This window comes from Paenibacillus gallinarum (assembly GCF_014836635.1).
Taxonomy (GTDB): domain Bacteria; phylum Bacillota; class Bacilli; order Paenibacillales; family Paenibacillaceae; genus Paenibacillus; species Paenibacillus gallinarum.
The window spans coordinates 23,236-40,738 of the sequence record NZ_JACSQL010000003.1 but is presented as its reverse complement, the minus strand read 5'-3'; the positions used below and the strand labels follow the sequence as shown (position 1 = coordinate 40,738).

Here is a 17,503-nt window from a genome sequence, read left to right as displayed (position 1 = left end):
CCTTCTAGTGTAAGATATTTTTGTGATAAAAAAAGCAGTCTAATAACTGCTCTAAGGAGTGATAAATTTTTTCAACAGCTGAACAAAATTTTCAGCTTCCTCGATACTTAACTTTTCTAGATTTTTTGTGAAATGAGCAAGGGCTTCTTTCTTTTTTCTTTGTGATATTTCTTTTCCGAGTGCTGTTATATAAACCAACACTTTGCGGCCATCAGACGGATCTGTTCTCCTTTCTATATACATCTTTTTTTCTAATGTTTTTAGTGCTGCTGCAATTCGGCCCGTCGTCAATTTCAAATTCTTACTTAGCTCTCCAGCTGACACACCGTCTTTCAAATGAACCAAATAAACTAAAATCCCCATCTCTCCTCTAGAAAATTCCATAAGATCAGGAGGGGGTGGCATGGGTCCTTCTTTTACCGTCACCATAAAATCTAAAAACTCTTCTGCTAATTCTTGATAATTCAATTTTATCACCTGATTTCAGAATGATTTTATCTTACACTAGAAGATAAATGGTTGCAAGTTTTTCGAATTAGATCTTTTCAATATGGATTACAGTTTTGATGTATGTACAAATTAAATCCAACTGACTTCCTATCAGTTGGATTTAATTCACTTGACTACACTTTTTAAACAGTAAAATGTTATTAAAGTAATTTGGTCATTATAAGATCTATTTGTTCTTCATCACCCATATAGAAAGAATGAGCTCCTGTTTGAACAAACCCCATTTTTTTATAGAAGGAAATGGCGTTCTCATTTTTTTCCCAAACGCCTAACCAGACTTTATCTTTGTTCTGTTCTTTTGCTATTTCGATCGCTTTATTTATGAGGAATTTACCTAGCCCCTGTTTATGGAATTTTTTTCTCACATAAATCCTTTCAACTTCTAGTGAATCATTTCCCATCGTTTCAGATTGAGCATCATTCGTGTTTAACTTTAAATACCCTGCGATATCCTCATTCAAATAGAGAAAATAGAATTCCGAAAATTCATTTACTAATTCTTCTTCTATTTGTTTCAAATTAAATGCTCTATCTAAATAGGTTTTCATATTTTCAGAAGAATTCTGATCCTCAAATGTATCTTTAAATGTTTCCACACTTATTTCCCGAAGTATTTCTAGATCTTCAATTGTACATTTTCTTGTGTTTATGGTTGTCATTTTATTTCCTCCTAGCAGTCTGTTAATACTCTCTCTTGTTGCCTTTTTTAACGAACTCCCAATCTTTTTCTACATTTTCCCTGACTCTCTGCAGTAAATTGTATATCGTCTCTACTTCATTTTCGGAAAACCCAGATAGTGCAACCTTATTGGAATAATCGTTTTCTCTTATGATAAAAGGATAAATATTTTTCCCTTTCTCCGTAGGAAATAGTTTCTTTATTTTCTTGTTATGATTGTCTTCTTTCTTTTCAATAAAGCCATTGATTTCTAATTTCTTTATAGCGCGTGAAGCTGTTGTTCGATCTACTTTTATCATCTCAGCTACCTTTTCTTGGATGATTCCTGGGTTTTCACATATACGCACAAGATATAGATATTGACCTTTTGTAAGGTCATACTCTTTAAATTCTATATTGCTTATTGAATCTAAAGCTCTTGCGATCATTCCTATTTCACGAAGAATTCCCTTCATATTTAGCTCCTTAGCTTATATTTTGTTGTATTTGCAACAAAAATAAATATATATTAATTTAACTCAACTTTATTGCATTTGCAACATAAACAAGAATGCAAATGAGTAAATGAAAATATATTTTTAATCCCTGTATAGCTGTGCCTGGTGTTATTGGATTCTCACCATCGCAGCTAATTTTGAAATCATATGAATTCGGTATAGAAACCTAGTGCATTTGTATCAGACTGAATTTGATATATACCTCATGATACCTGACAGCAAACATTAAAAAACTGACCAAAAAATCGGTCAGTTTGTTCAAGTATTAACTTAATTATTTTAACTAAAAAACGCAAGTCGATACTGTAGGATTCGCTTCAAACTTAGCATCACGTTAATATATAGTACAGTTTTCCGCTTTGAGTGTTACTCCGTTCCGTGAATTTCCTGTTGTATTGTAGAATTGCTCGTTTAGAAGTGCATTCTGCTTCCCTATTTACTCCGTTTTGGTGAATTCCGTACTTGGCTTAGACGCTCTCCGTATTTAAAGACAAGAATTCCTCCTATAATCACGAGAACTCCAATCAATTTATTCATCGTAAATTCAATTTTCTCTAGTCCAAAAAAACCAAGCGAATCCCATAATAGCGCAAAACTTAACTGAGAGGTGAGCACAATAGATGTCGAAAACGTAGGCCCGAGTAACTTGATGCCCTGCATCAAACTAAATACCACACCTACCCCGATGGCTCCGCTGATCCAATACCATCCCTTCATGTTCTCCAAATGATATCCACCCGTTCCTTCAACCAGTAAACTTATCGCAAGAGAAGCGATTGCCCCAAGTCCAAGTACTATGGTCGTTGTAAGCCAGGAACCTGTATGCTCACCCATTTTACTGTTAAAAACAACCTGCATCGCTACAAACGAGCCTGCTATCAAAGCTATAATAATACCTAGTGTCATATAATAAAAGGTCCTTTCAAAGTCTAATTACATTACAACTCAAATCAATTTCATAACTCATTAAAACGATAAAAAGGTATTATGAAATTGATTCACTTAAGAATAATAACTCCCAAAATCATCATCGCAATCCCAAGCAGCTGCGGAATGGTAATTTTCCGCTTCATTACCCCAAACCAACCATTGATGTCTATTAGATAAGTGAGACTAAGCTGGGCAATTAGCAAGGTAGATATCGTGAGGGTTACACCGATTTTTTGGATCGCAGTCACTTCACTAAAAATAATGATTGCTCCCATCAGGCCACCCGTTATGTATAAAGGATTCACCTTTTTGATTGCACCGAAATTTCTTTCACGCACAAGCAGCATAATGATTAATGCAATCACAAACCCGGTAGTTTGTGTGATGGCAGCAGCCTGCCACGTTCCCATGTCTTCACTAATTTGGGTGTTCGCTATTCCTTGCAATGTAATACATGCCCCACCCAAAATGGCAAATAAAATTCCTTTCAATTTCCGTACTCCCTTCTGTCCAAAAGATACGCTTCAGCATGTCTAATCATACAGGCTCGCTATGAAAAAAGGCAACCCAATAAGAAAAGGACCAGAAACCGATAAGGTTTCTAGTCCTTTATTAATGTACAAAGCCTGATCTGTACATTTCCTTGCTTTTATTCATGGTTATGCTTTTGGAGCAATCATTTTCGATGGATCAACATACTCTGCGAACTGTTCTTCTGTCAAAAGCCCCGACGCAAGTGCCGCTTCTTTTAATGTCAGACCATTCTTATGTGCATGTTTTGCAATCTTCGCTGCATTCTCATAACCGATATGCGGATTGAGTGCGGTAACTAGCATGAGGGAATTATCCAAGTTCTGCTTAATTGCCTCTCTATTCGGCTCAATACCAACGGCACATTTGTCATTAAATGCGCGAATCGAGTCTGCAAGCAACTGCACTGATTGTAAGAAATTATAGATAATAACGGGTTTAAACACATTCAATTCGAAGTTACCTTGGCTTGCCGCAAAACCTATAGAAGCGTCATTTCCCATCACTTGTGCAACGACCATAGTAAGTGCTTCACTCTGTGTAGGATTTACCTTTCCTGGCATAATGGAGCTTCCCGGCTCGTTCTCAGGTATTGAAATTTCCCCCAGACCACTGCGAGGTCCACTTGCCAGCCAGCGTACGTCATTTGCAATCTTCATCAGATCGGCAGCGAGTGCTTTGACGGCACCATGGGTATAGACCACTTCATCATGACTTGTGAGGGCATGGAATTTGTTCTCAGCAGAAGTAAAGTTTTTGCCTGTCGCTTTACTAATCTCTTCAGCTGTCATCTCGCCGAACTTAGGATGAGCATTAATTCCCGTACCTACTGCAGTTCCTCCAATAGCAAGCTCTTTCATCGACTCCACACTAGCTGCAATCATGCGCTCGCTTTTGGCAAGCATCGCTTCCCAGCCGCTGATTTCCTGCCCAAGTGTAATCGGGGTTGCATCTTGCAGATGGGTACGCCCTATTTTAATGATATCCATAAATTCTTCTGATTTCTGATGAAGTGTTCCTTTTAGCAATTGAATAGCCGGCAGCAGTTCATCTTCCACTGCAATAACACCTGCTACATGAAGTGCTGTAGGGAATGTATCATTAGAGCTTTGTGACATATTCACGTGATCATTCGGATGAAGGCGTTCTTCCTTACCTTGTTCAGCAAGCCACTGATTACCGAGATTTGCAATCACTTCGTTTGTGTTCATATTGGACTGCGTACCGCTTCCAGTCTGCCATACAACAAGCGGGAAATGATCATCTACTCGTCCAGACAAAATTTCATCGGCTGCATAAACAATGGCTGCTGCTTTATCCTCTGAGAGTTTGCCAAGCTGAAGATTGCTTTTGGCAGCACTCTTTTTCAATATCGCAAACGCACGAATGACTTCAAGCGGCATTTTTTCTTGACCAATTGGAAAATTCTCTTTACTGCGCTGTGTTTGCGCACCCCATAACCGATCAGCGGGAACCTTCATCTCACCTAGCGTATCTTTCTCAATGCGGAAATCCATTTGCAATTCCTCCTTCACCGAATCTTATGGGTTCATAAGTTATTTTTATGAAGAAAAGCTTGATTAGCCAATCATCTTTGCTGCCCGGCTAACTATAGTGATCTGTTTACCACATACAACCGACTAGCTTGTTCAAAAACAGTGCCTGGTTCTAGTGCTATAAGCCCGATTTCCTCGTTTGATTTTCCAGTTACATTCGGTGCATTTACGAGATTCATCTGTGGTTCTGGACAGAAAAACTGATTGCTCGCATTGTTGTTCCAGATCATCCAGTGCTTGTATGAAGTACCTACGTCATAAACAAGGGTATCTCCTGTTTTTGTGTTCGTAAGTTCCATGTAGTTACGTCCATTCTGAGGCTCAGAAGTATAGTGATTATCCATCGCTTCAAAATAAGGATTCACTCCTTCTGTCTTTAAGAGTTCTTCCTCTTTAGATAAAGGCTGTATGTTGCCTGTTGGCAAACTTCGACCATTCAGCTCATAACGCTGACCAATCGTCGCTTTGACTTTATAGTCAGCAGCCTCGCTTGTTTCATCAAATGGCGCCTTAATTGCCGTGTGAAATGCTAGTAAATTAGGCATGGATTCCTTACCTTCATTTATAATGGTAACTTGTTGCTGAAGTCCTAGCCCACTGAGTGTATAACGAAGACGGATCGTATATTCAAACGGGAGATACTTATAAAATTCATGTCCTTCTCGTACGATCTGTTCTACAACAACAAAGCTCTCCTGCTCATTTGCACCAAAACTTACGACCTGCCACGGTATGTAGTGCATAAATCCATGCAGATGATTGCCTGTTGCTTCTTCATTAATTGGCAAATGATATACCTTGCCGTTCCAAGGAAACTTACCATCCTCGAATCGGTTCGGCGGAAAGAGTACAGGAATCCCGAATACTCCTGGGTTCTCTTTTAATTCCTCCGCGTGATCTTCACCCGGTTCTCTCAGATAACTATGACCTCGCTCTACATCACGAAAAGAAACTAGATTCCCCCCGATTTCCGGGATCATCTTAGCTTCATAAGGGCCTGACTTCAAAATAATAGCAGCAAAACTACCGTATGTTCCTTCATATGCCGTATGCGTATCTTGTACCATCGTTTCTTCAACGCCTCCTATATGTAGCGCTTTCATATCTAGTATGAAGCAATGTTATTCTCTTGACGAATATATCATGTTCTACAAAAAAATTCTATCATAGAGCCTTCATAGGAACAATTAATAGAGAAGGCTTCGCATATAGAAATCCAATTAAGCACTCCTCCTGAGAAGTGCTTAATTGGTTATTACCCATGAAGAATATTATGAAGCAAGTTCTGCGACTTTTTCTGGAGTAATTGCCCCTTTATAAATCTGCAGTTCATCAATCATGCCTTTGAAAGGAGTATCCCACCAGTTTGTACCTAGACTGAAGGTTCCCTTATTATCTGTAAAAATATCGGGGAATCCTTTGCCCGTATACTTCGCTACTCCATCAACATATACGGTAACGGCATCACCATTCACCGTAAATGCATAGTGAGTCCACTTTTGAAGCGGTGTTTTTACATCTGCTATGGCATCGTACCACGCTTCACCTGACCACAACATCGCGTTGTTTTTTGCTCCGTCATGTCCCATCGGGAGCATACTAATCCAGTTTTTATTCGACTGTGCTCCGAAGAACACGGGAGTGTAAGGCTTCAATTTATCTGCATATACCCACATTGTAACGGAATAGCTGTCACTTGAAATGAGCCCGCTCGGAAGAAGTATCCCTGACTTCCCGTCAAATGCGGCTGCTTTCCCTTTTACCCCATCTTTATATGAGATTGTTCCACCATCTGGGTTACCAATTTTTTCTCCGATGACCGTTCCGGTTCCAAAGTCGCCTTTGGTATCGGTTAACTTGTCCTCAAAAGAGAATTCAGCGGAGAGTTCAGCTTCGCCTTGTTCCTCTTTTGGTAAGTCCTCAGCTAGTTTTGCAGCCACTTCCGCAGTAATAGCAACATTGTAGATACGGAGTTCATCCAACATTCCTTTGTATGCTGTATCCCAGAAGTTAACACCTAAACTGAATACCCCATCTTTGGTCGTAAACACATCCGGGAAACCTGAGCCTGAGTAAGCTTCTTTTCCACCCACAAATACTTTTACAAATCCGTTATCAACAGAGAATGCAATATGTTGCCACTGATTCGTACGAATTCTTGATCCGATGGATGCATTATACCAATTCTCACCAGACCATAGTGTTGTCGTATTATCTCCTGCTTGCGGTACAAAGCTGATCCAACTCTTGTTTGATCCACCAAAGAAAGTCGGAGTATACTGTGTGATCTGCGAAGGCTTCAGCCACATGGATACAGAATACTCTTTCCCTTCAATTAAACCATTCGGAAGCTTGATACCCGATTTTCCGTCAAATATAGCTCCGTTTCCTACGACACCCTTATCAAAAGTAATTGTACCACCTGTGTTATCGATGCGATCTCCCGTTATCGATCCATCACCAAAAGAACCGACTGAAGCGGATAGATCATTTTCAAAAGAATACTGCGCAATTAGACCATATGAAGCGTCAACCGGTGCTACTACAATATCAAATGTTTTCGTCACTACGGCGTTGCCCTTCGAGATGGTTGCCGTAAGTGTTGCCGTTACATTCTGCTCACCGACCTCTGGAGGGTTCACTTCTCCTGTCTCAGACACAACGCTTGAATCAGACGTCTTCCAAGAGATTTGAGTGTTGCGCGCTCCCTTTACAGGAAGTGCAAGATTTGAAGAAACATTGGATGTATTACCTAATGTAAGCGCCTGCTCCACATCCTTTACAACCTCTTGATCTGTTTTCTCAGGCTGTCCAATACCCCAGATCGTTTCTCCCGCACTTGAAATGGCCGTAAATGTCATCGTTTCCTTCTGCAAAGTTTCGTCCCATTGTTTCACGAAAACTCCATCATATGTGACTTCATCTACAGTAAGTTCTGCATAAAAATCATCCTTCAATTTCCAAGATCCAGTTACTTCTCCAGATATCGTTTGATTTTCATTCAGACTAATATCAACTGAATTTGTAATATCTCCGGAATAGGCTAAACCGTGATTCACAAATTTGTATTCGCCTGAGATATCTTTTGTATTCAATTTCGAAAGCGTCTCGCCCGCATAGCGATTAGCAGCTACTACCGGCCAACCATCCTTATTCCTATACATTTGGTGAACACGAAGCTCGTGTGCTTCTCCTTTTTGCGGGAAGCGAGCATGGAAGAACAAGAATTGTTTACCTGTCTCTTCATCATAATATACCGAGTTATGACCAGCAGATACGTAACCATAACCTGTACCTGTTCCCGGATCACCAATCTCTCTCTTGAAGAGGAAGTTACCGATCATCTTAATGCCATAAGTTTCATTTTCCGCGCCACTTGGCAATACTGCATTTTTCCCTTCAGCATCCACATACGGACCGTCTGGATTCTTCGATCTGAACTGTCTCATGTTGTATCCACCGTCAGCCCCAAGCCAGCCGTAAGTAACCGTCAAGAAATAGTATCCCGTCTCTTCATCATAGACAATAAACGGACCTTCTCCGGATTTTGTATAACCGCCGGCAATTTTCGTACCAAAATAACGATCAATGATTCGTCCATCCTCAGTTATTCCATCTTCTCCTGGATAAATCGCTTTCCCCGTTTGCGGGTCCAGTTCGAGTAAGAAAATACCGCCTGACCAAGAACCATAGGTCATCCACAGCTTACCGTCTGTATCATAAAATAAGGTGGAATCAATCGCGTTAGGATACACGCTGTTATTGAATGATCCGTCTGCTTTAAACCATTGTTCATTTGGACCGCTCAAAAGCTTCTCGTCAACCAATGTTTTGATATTGGTATTTGTCCATTTTTTATTGACTTGACTATCTGTATCTTTAGCATCGTTTTTAGTGAATCCTGAGTAAACAATCGTGTCTACATATTCATAAGGTCCTTCGATGTTTTGAGATACCGCATAACCAATCGCGGAACGGATATAGGTGGATGATGCACTGTAGTACATCATATAGGCACCCTTTGTATTGTCCTTATTGATGTAATTTTCGTTCCAGAACACGTCCGGTGCCCAAACGGAAAAACCGCCTTTACTATCTGAGTCATTTTCACCAGCCCAAGCGAATGAGCCCTTCAAATTTTCTGAAAGATTTCCAAACAGAACATTGTTAGGGGTTGTATATCCATTCGTGAACGTTGTCCAGTTCATCAGATCAGTCGATTTAGCTGCCTCAATATGAGACCCAAACACATAATATTCTTTTCCGTCTTTAATGATCGAAGGATCATGGACCGATACATTCTTGAATGTAGGTGCAGGAGATTGATCCGGATCTGTTGATGGGTCTGTTGATGGATTTGGTGATGGATTTGGTACGGAAGGTTGACTTGGAACTCCTGCTTCCGGTATAGATGTTACGTTGTCCTTACGTATAATTCGATCGTCCGTCGTTTTGATTACCCCTTTACCCGTCACCGTGATCATTAGATTTCCGTCGATCACAACTTCATTGATAACTGCACCTTCTTCTACATGAAGCTCCGTCTGCTGATTCAATATCAGCTTTTGGATCACTCCTTTTACTAGTTTCACCTGTGGATGATTTGATGATCTTACTTCGACCGTCCCAAATTCACCATTCAAATGAACAGTTCCACCACTAGCGACAATAACATCACCTTTGACTGTGACTTGATCTAGTACTACTTCACCCTCTTCAATACCTTGCGTCAGAACTATATTTCCTTCAATTGTTGAATTATTCAGTGTAACTCCTGAGTGGTTAATAAGTACATTTCTTGCTGTTACGCCGGAGTATGTACCTTCTTTGTTAAGAATTTCTCCTGAAATATTTTTTAGCAATACCAAAGCTTCCGCTCTCGTAATGGATTTAGCAGGTCTAAAGGTTTGATCAGGATATCCAGTAATATAGCCTGAATTCAACAGGGTTTTGACTGCAGATTTACTCCAATCTGGAAGCCCTCTCAAATCAGTAAGCTGCGAACTATTACTTTCTTCAGGTGATAATTCGAACACATTTCTAAGCATTACAGCAGCTTCTTGTCGTGATACAAGCTCATCAGGACGAATTGTGCCATCCGTATATCCTTTCACATACCCAACGGCAACCGCTTTCATTATATCGTTGTAATAAGAGTTATCAGCAGATAGATCTGAGAAAGCATCGCTGCCAGATACCTCGACAAAGTTAAATGTACGATTAATAAGAGTTATTAATTCTGCTCTTGTTATGGCTTGATTCGGCTTGTATACGCCATTTCCGTAACCTTGAATGATTCCATTCTGAATCCAGGATTCAAGTGATTCCTCCGCCCAGTGACCGCTTACATCTGTCTTCGTTCGGGATGTATCCGAGCTGTCTGCATAGATACTAGTAGGTACAAGCAAAGCAAATACGAGAATCATAGCTACATATTTCGAAAAAGTTTTTTTCACATTAAAGTCCTCCCTATAAGGTATGACAAGCATGTTTCTCTTTATTTTGTAAACGAATACAACAATCCAGCCTCAGAATGGCTTCTTCCTTATCCACCACCTATACCGACCATAAACCACGCCCCATTAATCGCATTGTTAATACATATCCTAACTAGTTAACATTTGTATTCTAACTTCATTTACCAAATTTCGTCAATGCTACAATATATTAAACGAAAATGAGGAACACACTATCTACCAATAGAAGCTAACAAATATATGAATTATTTTACTTGTCTATTAATTCTTAACTCTATATACTATATAATCTGGATTATATTTCTATAAAAGGAAGGTGAATACGATGTTACGTAATGGATCACCAGAAGAAGCAGGAATGTCTGCATCAAAAATAGCTTACGCTACTACCTATGCGAAGCAGATGGTTGACAACAACATTACCCCTGCCGAGGTCATATTTGTCGCAAGAAAAGGGATCATTGTCTCTCACCAAGCGTTCGGAACTCTCACACCCGCTGCCGATTCGCCACCGTTAACTGCTAATGCTTTATTTCCCTTGTGCTCGATTACTAAAGTGTTCACTGCTACTTGTATTATGATACTCGTTGAACGAGGGCTCATCGGACTTAATCGACCGGTGATTGACTACATACCCGAATTTCAAGGACTTGGAAAAGAAAATGTGCGAATTCATCACCTGCTTACTCACACTTCTGGAATGAATGCAGAAGACATCTATACTTACGCGAGAGGGGATGGATCAACGATCGATATCCCTCCGTGCGAAGAATCAGAAGAACCTTATTTCCATGAGTACCTCCATATGAGATACGGCGCTCCTTTATCCAGCAAGCCGGGTGAAATTATGTCTTACCTTGGATTTGGATATGATCTACTTGGAGACATCATACGCAGAGTCAGCGGAATCTCCTATCCAGACTTCGTTAAGCAAGAACTATTTGAGCCGCTTGGGATGAATGATTCTTATTTCAAAGTCCCCCACACGGAACGTCATCGTATTGTGAAACGATCACCCGAAGACCCTTGTGCTGAGTGGCTCGAAACAGACGAGATGATAGAATCGGTCTCCCCTTCAGCTGGTATCTATAGCAGTGCCATGGACCTTGCTGTCTTTGCTCAGATGTTTCTCAATAAAGGTACGTATGGAGATCAGCGGATCCTTTCTCCCATTTCCATAAAAGAAATGACAAAAAATCATATTCCAGGGGTCTCCTCCGTCTACAGAGATGAAACCTTTCCAGAAGCAAGCTGGGGATATGGCTGGAGTATTAATGGAAGTAAAAAAGATGGCGGAGATTTATTTTCGCAGCAGGCATACTCTCACTGGGGAGCAGCCGGTGTATTTGTCGCAGTTGATCCGGTATATGATATTATATTGATTCATTTTACGATCGAACGAGATTTGGAGAAGCCTTTTAAAAATATGTATACAGACCATTTTAACAATGTTTTCCTCGCTGCCATTGAACAATTTTAATTTCATCACAACAAAAATAAAGATATCCCGGATTATAGGATATCTTTATTCGTCATTTCATGATCTATTAGACGTATTTCCCTTGTCTCGGTAGGGCAAGCCGGTCAAAGTCCCGAGCAAGACGATCCAATTGACCTCTAAGTTCTGTACTTGCCATCATATGACCATGTCCCGTAATGGCAAGCTCTGGCTTAAGATCAGCAAGCGTCTGAACAGAAGTTTTAGCAGCATCCCAGTCCGTAGTGAAATACATTGGAGGTCCATGGAGTTCTTTATCCTGGAAAATAACATGCCAGAGCGATTCTTGCTGAACGGTGATGAACGCATCACCTGCAATGAGTGTCCCATCCTTCTCCCGGTATAAAGAGATATGACCTGGGGAATGACCCGGTGTAGCAATCCATCGCCAATCTGGGGCGTACGGTACACTATGATCAGAAGGAAGCGCATCAACCCGATCATCCAGATGAATCGCTTCGTTAGGAAAAATAAAGGATGTACGAGCTAGTAATCCTCCGCCAACCGTAGGGTCCGCTGGAGGATAATCCGTTAGACCTGTTAGATAAGGCAATTCTAAAGTATGCGCAAATACAGGTGTTCCCCAATGCTGCTCTAGCTCAATTACATTACCCACATGATCAAAGTGTCCATGGGTTAACACAATCGCTAAAGGCGGTCCATCAAAACGTTCTTCCGCAATTTCAATAATATCTTTCGCGAAGCCCGGCATCCCTGTATCGACTAGAATCCATTGTCTAGAACCAGGGGTTCCGACAAAAAGGACATTAACAAACAATGTTCGCAGACACAATAAATCGGGCGCAACCTCTTCTAGAGCCATCTTGCCTTCCGTTATCAGATTATCAGATGCCATGCGACGGATACCTCCCATTCTTATTGGAATGCCCCCTATGTGCAATCAATCATCTGTAGAATTCCCAAGTTCCCAGAAAATATGTGCTTTCGTAAGAAAAACTCACCCTACTATCTATAGTCGGCATGTCACAGAAATAGAACAACCATTCATTAAGAACAAGCTTTATCACTTTTCGTTCGCTTTATTCAGGAATAGAATCAATCGCAGCGTCTAGAAGATCGTTATATAAATCATCATCTTCTTCAAGCCTTGCATCCAGTTGTAGGAATTCTTCCTCTACTCCCGGTTCAGCCGCGAAATGCAGGCTATAATCCCAATCCTTGCCGTTCTTACTGAAGAAGGAGATCTCATACTCAGTCTTGCTCTCCCCGATCGTAAATACCGTGTTTCCTAACCAATGTTTCTCTTCATCCCTGTGCATAGATGCTCTAATTATGTTATAACTCACGTTTTTCTCTCCTTATAATCCTGATTTCTTTTTTTGATTTCTTTTTTTGAAAACCAATTGCAATAGTTCATTTTTACCACTTATATTGTACAATAATAAAATAGCTTTGCGAAAGAGTCTGGATTCACTCATCCGGGCATGCTAATCACATCGCTTTTTTTAACCAAAGGTAGATAAATATATCATAGCGTGTGAAATGGAGGAATTTTACAATGTCTGATTTTGCTCAAAAACTAAAAGCTTACGCTGAACTCACCATTAAAGTCGGGGTAAATATCCAACCTGGACAAGCGCTTATTGTTCATGCTCCTGTTGAAGCAAGGGAATTTGTACGTCTTATCGTGAAAGAAGCATACGATACTGGCGCTAGTTTTATTAAAGTTCAATGGAACGATGAACAGATCACTCGTATGCAGTATGACCTAGCTTCCGATGAAATATTTGAAAAAGAGCCAAAATGGTATGCCGGCGAGATGACTGAAATGGTGGAAGAAGGGGCTGCTGTCCTACATATTCTATCCGAAAATCCCGATTTACTTAAAGGTGTGAATCAAAATCGAATTGTTGCTGCCCAAAAAGCTCGCGGCAAAGCGATGGCCAAATATCGTGCATATCAGCAAGCTGATAAATTCAGCTGGTGTCTGATTGCTGTTCCTTCTCCAGAATGGGCTGCCAAAGTATTCCCGGATGCCCCAGAACAAGAACAAGTATCTCTGCTTTGGGAAGCTATCTTTAAGACGGTACGTATTGGTGAAGCCGATCCTGTAGCTGCATGGCAGAAGCATATTACTACACTTGAGAACAAATCAAAAGTGCTTAATGAGAAGAAATATAAAAAATTGCATTACATCGCACCTGGCACAGACCTTACGATTGAGCTTCCTGAAGGACACTTATGGGCCCAAGGAGACAGTATCAATGAAAAGGGACATACGTTTGTAGCGAACATGCCTACGGAAGAAGTATTTACCGCACCGCTGAAGACAGGTGTTAATGGGACAGTTAGCAGTACCAAACCTCTCAGCTACGGCGGAAATCTAATTGATAAATTCTCACTTACATTCGAGAATGGACGGATTATCAAGGTGACTGCTGAAGAAGGCTTAGAAGCCCTGCAAAATCTCGTTGATATTGATGAAGGCTCTCATTATTTGGGTGAAGTAGCACTTGTTCCTCATCAATCCCCAATCTCCGATACTAATATTCTGTTCTATAATACGCTATTTGACGAAAATGCCTCTAACCACTTGGCTATTGGAAGCGCCTATGCCTTTAACCTCGAAGGCGGCAAAAACATGAACCAAGAACAGCTGGCAGCAGCTGGACTCAACACAAGTCTAACACATGTTGACTTTATGATTGGTTCTGCTGAAATGGATATCTACGGAATTACCGCTGACGGCACAAAAGAACCGATCTTCCTTAAAGGAAATTGGGCATTCTAATTCAGCCTGATGTAGATTTTCATAATCAAAATATACTCTATTAAAAAGGTTGCCTGCGGTCTATTATTTAGATCCAAGGCAACCTTTATTTTTCATACTATGATTAGGGCTTAAGAATAACTTTCAGACAGTTCTCTTCTTTTTCCGAAAACACTTCATATCCACGCTCTGCATCTTCCAGATTCATCCGATGCGTGATAATATCGGTCGGATCGATCTTTCCTGTTTTAATTTGCTGGTAAATTTCCGGAATAAAGTGAATCACAGGAGCCTGTCCTGTACGCAGCTGGATATTACGTTCAAATAGATGTCCTAACGGGAACATATTATAATTAGCACCGTACACCCCGATTAACTGAATGGTACCGAACTTCCTAACCACTTCCGTTGCCGTTCGGAATGCACCTAAAGAACCTCCCTGAAGCATAAGAGCTGTTTCCACTTTTTCGGCAACCGTTCGTTTTGCATCCATTCCTACACAATCAATAACTACATCAGCACCACCATGTGTAATTTCCTTCATGTAACCTTCAAAGCCTTTGATCTCTTCGAAATTAAAAGTTTCTACATGGTTTGTCCGTTTCGCATGTTCTAAGCGATAGTTAATATGATCTACAGCGATAACCCGCTTAGCACCTGCCTGCCAAGCAAATTTTTGGGTGAACAGACCAACGGGACCACAACCTAATACGATTACTGTATCTCCCGGCTTAACCCCTGCATTTTTCACACCCCAGTACGCTGTCGGTAAAATATCCGAGAGGAAGAGCAACTTCTCATCTTCCATCTCTGCATCTTCCGGAATCACAAAAGGCATAAAGTCTCCATAAGGGACACGTAACAGTTCTGCCTGTCCACCTTGGTAACCGCCATAGGAATCCGAATAACCTAGCAAGCCACCGGTATCTTTAGCCTCGTTTGAATAATCACACTGACTTTCCATCTCATGTTTGCAAAAATAACATTCTCCACAAGAAACGTTAAAAGGAATAATTACCCGATCTCCCTTTTTCACATGTGTCACATCACTTGATACTTCCTCTACAATTCCCATTGGTTCGTGACCAATAACGTAGTCTTTGTGCATACCGGGAATAAGTCCATTATAAATATGAAGATCAGAGCCGCAGATCGCTGTTGATGTGACTCTAACTAGAATATCTTTGTCGCCCTGCAAAGTAGGATCTGCCACTTCCTTTACCTTCACTTTTTTCTTTCCTTGATAAGTTAGTGCCTTCACTTACTTCACGCTCCTTTAGCCTAATAGAGATTGCAATAACTCCTTGTGCTTATATAGTAACCATCACAGCTGAAACTAAACGAAAAATCGAAGTTCACGACATTTCAGTTCTTTATTTAAGAGGTTTTCACATAAACATGGAACAATGAGTTTGAAAAGCTATGAGTAAGAAGTTTAAATTTATGGAGAATAATCTCAATTTATAGTAAAATAATGGAATACTTGTTTGACAATAGAGAGATGTACTAGAGAGGGGATAATCATGTCTACCCGGATCCAACTGCTGTTGGCTGCGGACTATAATGATCTTGGCGAATCCCTACAGAGAGAGATCTACTATGAGTTCTATCAGATGATGTACGGATTTATCGTATACATTGTGAAGGATCGCTCTGCAGCTGAAGACATTATCCAGGAAGCATTCATCAAAATCATCAAAAACAAACCCGAATTCGAGAACGAAATCAAATTAAAAGCTTGGCTGAAAGTAGTAACTAAAAATACAGCAATAAATTATTTAAGAAAAAATAAAAAATATCGTAACCTTTTGGATGCTGACAGTGTTTTCTTAGATGTAGAGACCGTACAACAAAACTCTGTATCCATCGAATCGATGGTAGAGACCAAACTGATGCAGGAATCCATAGAGCGCTATATGGAGACGCTGAAACCAGAGTACAGATCTCTCATTGAGCTTCGCTGGAAAGAAGGACTTAGTTATCGTGAGATGGCTGAACTTCTTGATCTGCGGGAAGATGTAATCAAGCAACGTCTTTTCAGAGCCAGAGAAGCAATTAAGAAACTCCTGTATAGAGAGTGGGGTGCGGCTAATGAGCAGCGAAAAGTTCGGTAATAAGTCTGCTGACGATTCAAATAACATCTATGACAGGGAATTTGAAGATGTTTTTGACCTTGCTTTCGAAAATGCCGCTGCTGCCTCCACCACGGTAGATAAAGAGAGTATGGAGGCATCCTGGAATAACATGCAGAGTGAGCTACAGAAGATCCGCAAACGAAAACGCAGGTCAAAACGATGGCAGCTTGGAGGAGTTGTTGCAGCTTCCATTATGCTTGGTGCAACGATTTTTAGTGTTCCTGCAGGACTTCAAGCTAACACGCTTTTTGTTGAAAAGTTGGAGAAGATTGGTGACGACTTTATACTAAGTTTCACGGGTAAGGAAAAAGAAGAGGCCAATACAGGAGCCTTAACATCTCCTCCCCCCGAAACTTCTACTCCTCCCCCAATCGTGGAAGGAACGGGACTGCCAATCGGCACAACGATTGAGAAACACGATCTAGAACGAGTCACGGTCCCGAGAGAAACTGCTTTGGACGGAGCTACTTTTGTCTACCGTGATTTCGAGGTTCCATTTACTCCCGATCGGAAAGAGTACCAGCTTTTAATAGATCAGAATAACCCGATTGACCCTGATCATATCTATCATTCAGAAGAATTGACGCTTGAATATTACAAAGGTAATGAAAATCCACTGACGATTGAAATGTATCAAAGGTTCAAAGAAAACGATGATACATCCTTCCACATCGGCATTAATGGAGAACCGGAAGAAATCACGCTTGAGGATGGAACTACTGCTGTATTCTATGACGTCTCTTTATCTGAATACGATCACCTAGCTTATCGGAACAATCTTGTATTTATCATTATTACAGGTACCCTTGGAAGAGAAGATTTAATTGCCACTGCGAATGCAATCCAAGCTAATAATCGTTTTGAACTGAAGCCTTAGTCATACGTCACTATTCAAAAAAAGCCCAGTACATGTACTGAGCTTCTTTCTTTTTTCACTATGTAGAATTGCAAATGCCAAG

Annotated in this window: 14 protein-coding genes and 3 pseudogenes; 4 read left to right on the top strand and 13 right to left on the bottom strand. The window is 40.6% G+C overall.

Features of this window, described 5'->3' with window-relative positions:
- Positions 1-51: 51 nt before the first annotated feature.
- The 10 genes and pseudogenes from H9647_RS09345 to H9647_RS25725 all read right to left on the bottom strand — a co-directional run.
- On the bottom strand, positions 52-468 hold the full coding sequence (locus tag H9647_RS09345; RefSeq protein ID WP_191799509.1) for a MarR family winged helix-turn-helix transcriptional regulator: 417 nt from the start codon (positions 466-468) through the stop codon (positions 52-54).
- A gap of 182 nt (positions 469-650) precedes the next feature.
- A complete protein-coding gene (locus tag H9647_RS09340; RefSeq protein WP_191799508.1) occupies positions 651-1,169 on the bottom strand; it encodes a GNAT family N-acetyltransferase in 519 nt (172 codons plus the stop codon).
- A gap of 22 nt (positions 1,170-1,191) precedes the next feature.
- On the bottom strand, positions 1,192-1,644 hold the full coding sequence (locus H9647_RS09335) for a MarR family winged helix-turn-helix transcriptional regulator (protein WP_191799507.1): 453 nt from the start codon (positions 1,642-1,644) through the stop codon (positions 1,192-1,194).
- A 474-nt stretch (positions 1,645-2,118) separates the two neighbouring features.
- The gene (locus H9647_RS09330; RefSeq protein ID WP_191799506.1) at positions 2,119-2,592 is read right to left on the bottom strand and encodes a DMT family transporter; all 474 of its coding nucleotides are present in this window, start codon (positions 2,590-2,592) and stop codon (positions 2,119-2,121) included.
- Between the two features lie 92 nt (positions 2,593-2,684).
- Positions 2,685-3,107: a DMT family transporter gene (locus H9647_RS09325; protein WP_191799505.1), complete on the bottom strand. Its 423-nt coding sequence runs from the start codon at positions 3,105-3,107 to the stop codon at positions 2,685-2,687.
- A gap of 168 nt (positions 3,108-3,275) precedes the next feature.
- Positions 3,276-4,664 carry a class II fumarate hydratase gene (fumC, locus tag H9647_RS09320; protein ID WP_191799504.1) on the bottom strand — a complete coding sequence of 463 codons (1,389 nt, stop codon included), beginning with the start codon at positions 4,662-4,664 and terminating at the stop codon, positions 3,276-3,278.
- 92 nt (positions 4,665-4,756) lie between these two features.
- A complete protein-coding gene (locus H9647_RS09315; protein WP_191799503.1) occupies positions 4,757-5,770 on the bottom strand; it encodes an aldose 1-epimerase in 1,014 nt (337 codons plus the stop codon).
- 204 nt (positions 5,771-5,974) lie between these two features.
- Positions 5,975-6,430 (bottom strand): annotated as a pseudogene (locus tag H9647_RS25735) (LamG domain-containing protein); the annotation flags it as partial.
- A gap of 192 nt (positions 6,431-6,622) precedes the next feature.
- Positions 6,623-9,136: pseudogene (locus tag H9647_RS25730) on the bottom strand (LamG-like jellyroll fold domain-containing protein); the annotation flags it as partial.
- A 447-nt stretch (positions 9,137-9,583) separates the two neighbouring features.
- Positions 9,584-10,129 (bottom strand): annotated as a pseudogene (locus H9647_RS25725) (S-layer homology domain-containing protein); the annotation flags it as partial.
- Between the two features lie 376 nt (positions 10,130-10,505).
- Here H9647_RS25725 and H9647_RS09305 point away from each other — a divergent pair.
- Positions 10,506-11,660 carry a serine hydrolase domain-containing protein gene (locus H9647_RS09305; protein WP_191799501.1) on the top strand — a complete coding sequence of 385 codons (1,155 nt, stop codon included), beginning with the start codon at positions 10,506-10,508 and terminating at the stop codon, positions 11,658-11,660.
- Positions 11,661-11,727: 67 nt separating this feature from the next.
- On the opposite strand, the gene H9647_RS09300 is transcribed toward H9647_RS09305, so the two are convergent.
- Together H9647_RS09300 and H9647_RS09295 are read right to left on the bottom strand one after the other, a co-directional pair.
- Complete coding sequence (locus H9647_RS09300; protein WP_191799500.1) at positions 11,728-12,534, bottom strand: MBL fold metallo-hydrolase; 807 nt, start codon at positions 12,532-12,534, stop codon at positions 11,728-11,730.
- A gap of 184 nt (positions 12,535-12,718) precedes the next feature.
- On the bottom strand, positions 12,719-12,985 hold the full coding sequence (locus H9647_RS09295) for a hypothetical protein (RefSeq protein WP_318245285.1): 267 nt from the start codon (positions 12,983-12,985) through the stop codon (positions 12,719-12,721).
- A 212-nt stretch (positions 12,986-13,197) separates the two neighbouring features.
- On the opposite strand from H9647_RS09295, the gene H9647_RS09290 reads away from it, so the two are divergent.
- Positions 13,198-14,430, top strand: coding sequence for an aminopeptidase (locus tag H9647_RS09290; protein ID WP_191799499.1), 1,233 nt, complete (start codon positions 13,198-13,200; stop codon positions 14,428-14,430).
- Positions 14,431-14,533: 103 nt separating this feature from the next.
- Here the strand turns inward: H9647_RS09290 and H9647_RS09285 are convergent, their stop codons facing one another.
- Positions 14,534-15,670 carry a zinc-dependent alcohol dehydrogenase gene (locus H9647_RS09285; protein ID WP_191799498.1) on the bottom strand — a complete coding sequence of 379 codons (1,137 nt, stop codon included), beginning with the start codon at positions 15,668-15,670 and terminating at the stop codon, positions 14,534-14,536.
- 262 nt (positions 15,671-15,932) lie between these two features.
- Between H9647_RS09285 and H9647_RS09280 the strand changes: the two genes are divergently transcribed.
- Both H9647_RS09280 and H9647_RS09275 read left to right on the top strand, forming a co-directional pair.
- Entirely contained in the window at positions 15,933-16,523 is a 591-nt protein-coding gene (locus tag H9647_RS09280; protein WP_191799497.1) for an RNA polymerase sigma factor, read from the top strand.
- Positions 16,501-17,421: a hypothetical protein gene (locus H9647_RS09275; protein WP_191799496.1), complete on the top strand. Its 921-nt coding sequence runs from the start codon at positions 16,501-16,503 to the stop codon at positions 17,419-17,421. The genes H9647_RS09280 and H9647_RS09275 overlap by 23 nt, the downstream gene beginning before the upstream one ends.
- Positions 17,422-17,503: the final 82 nt, after the last annotated feature.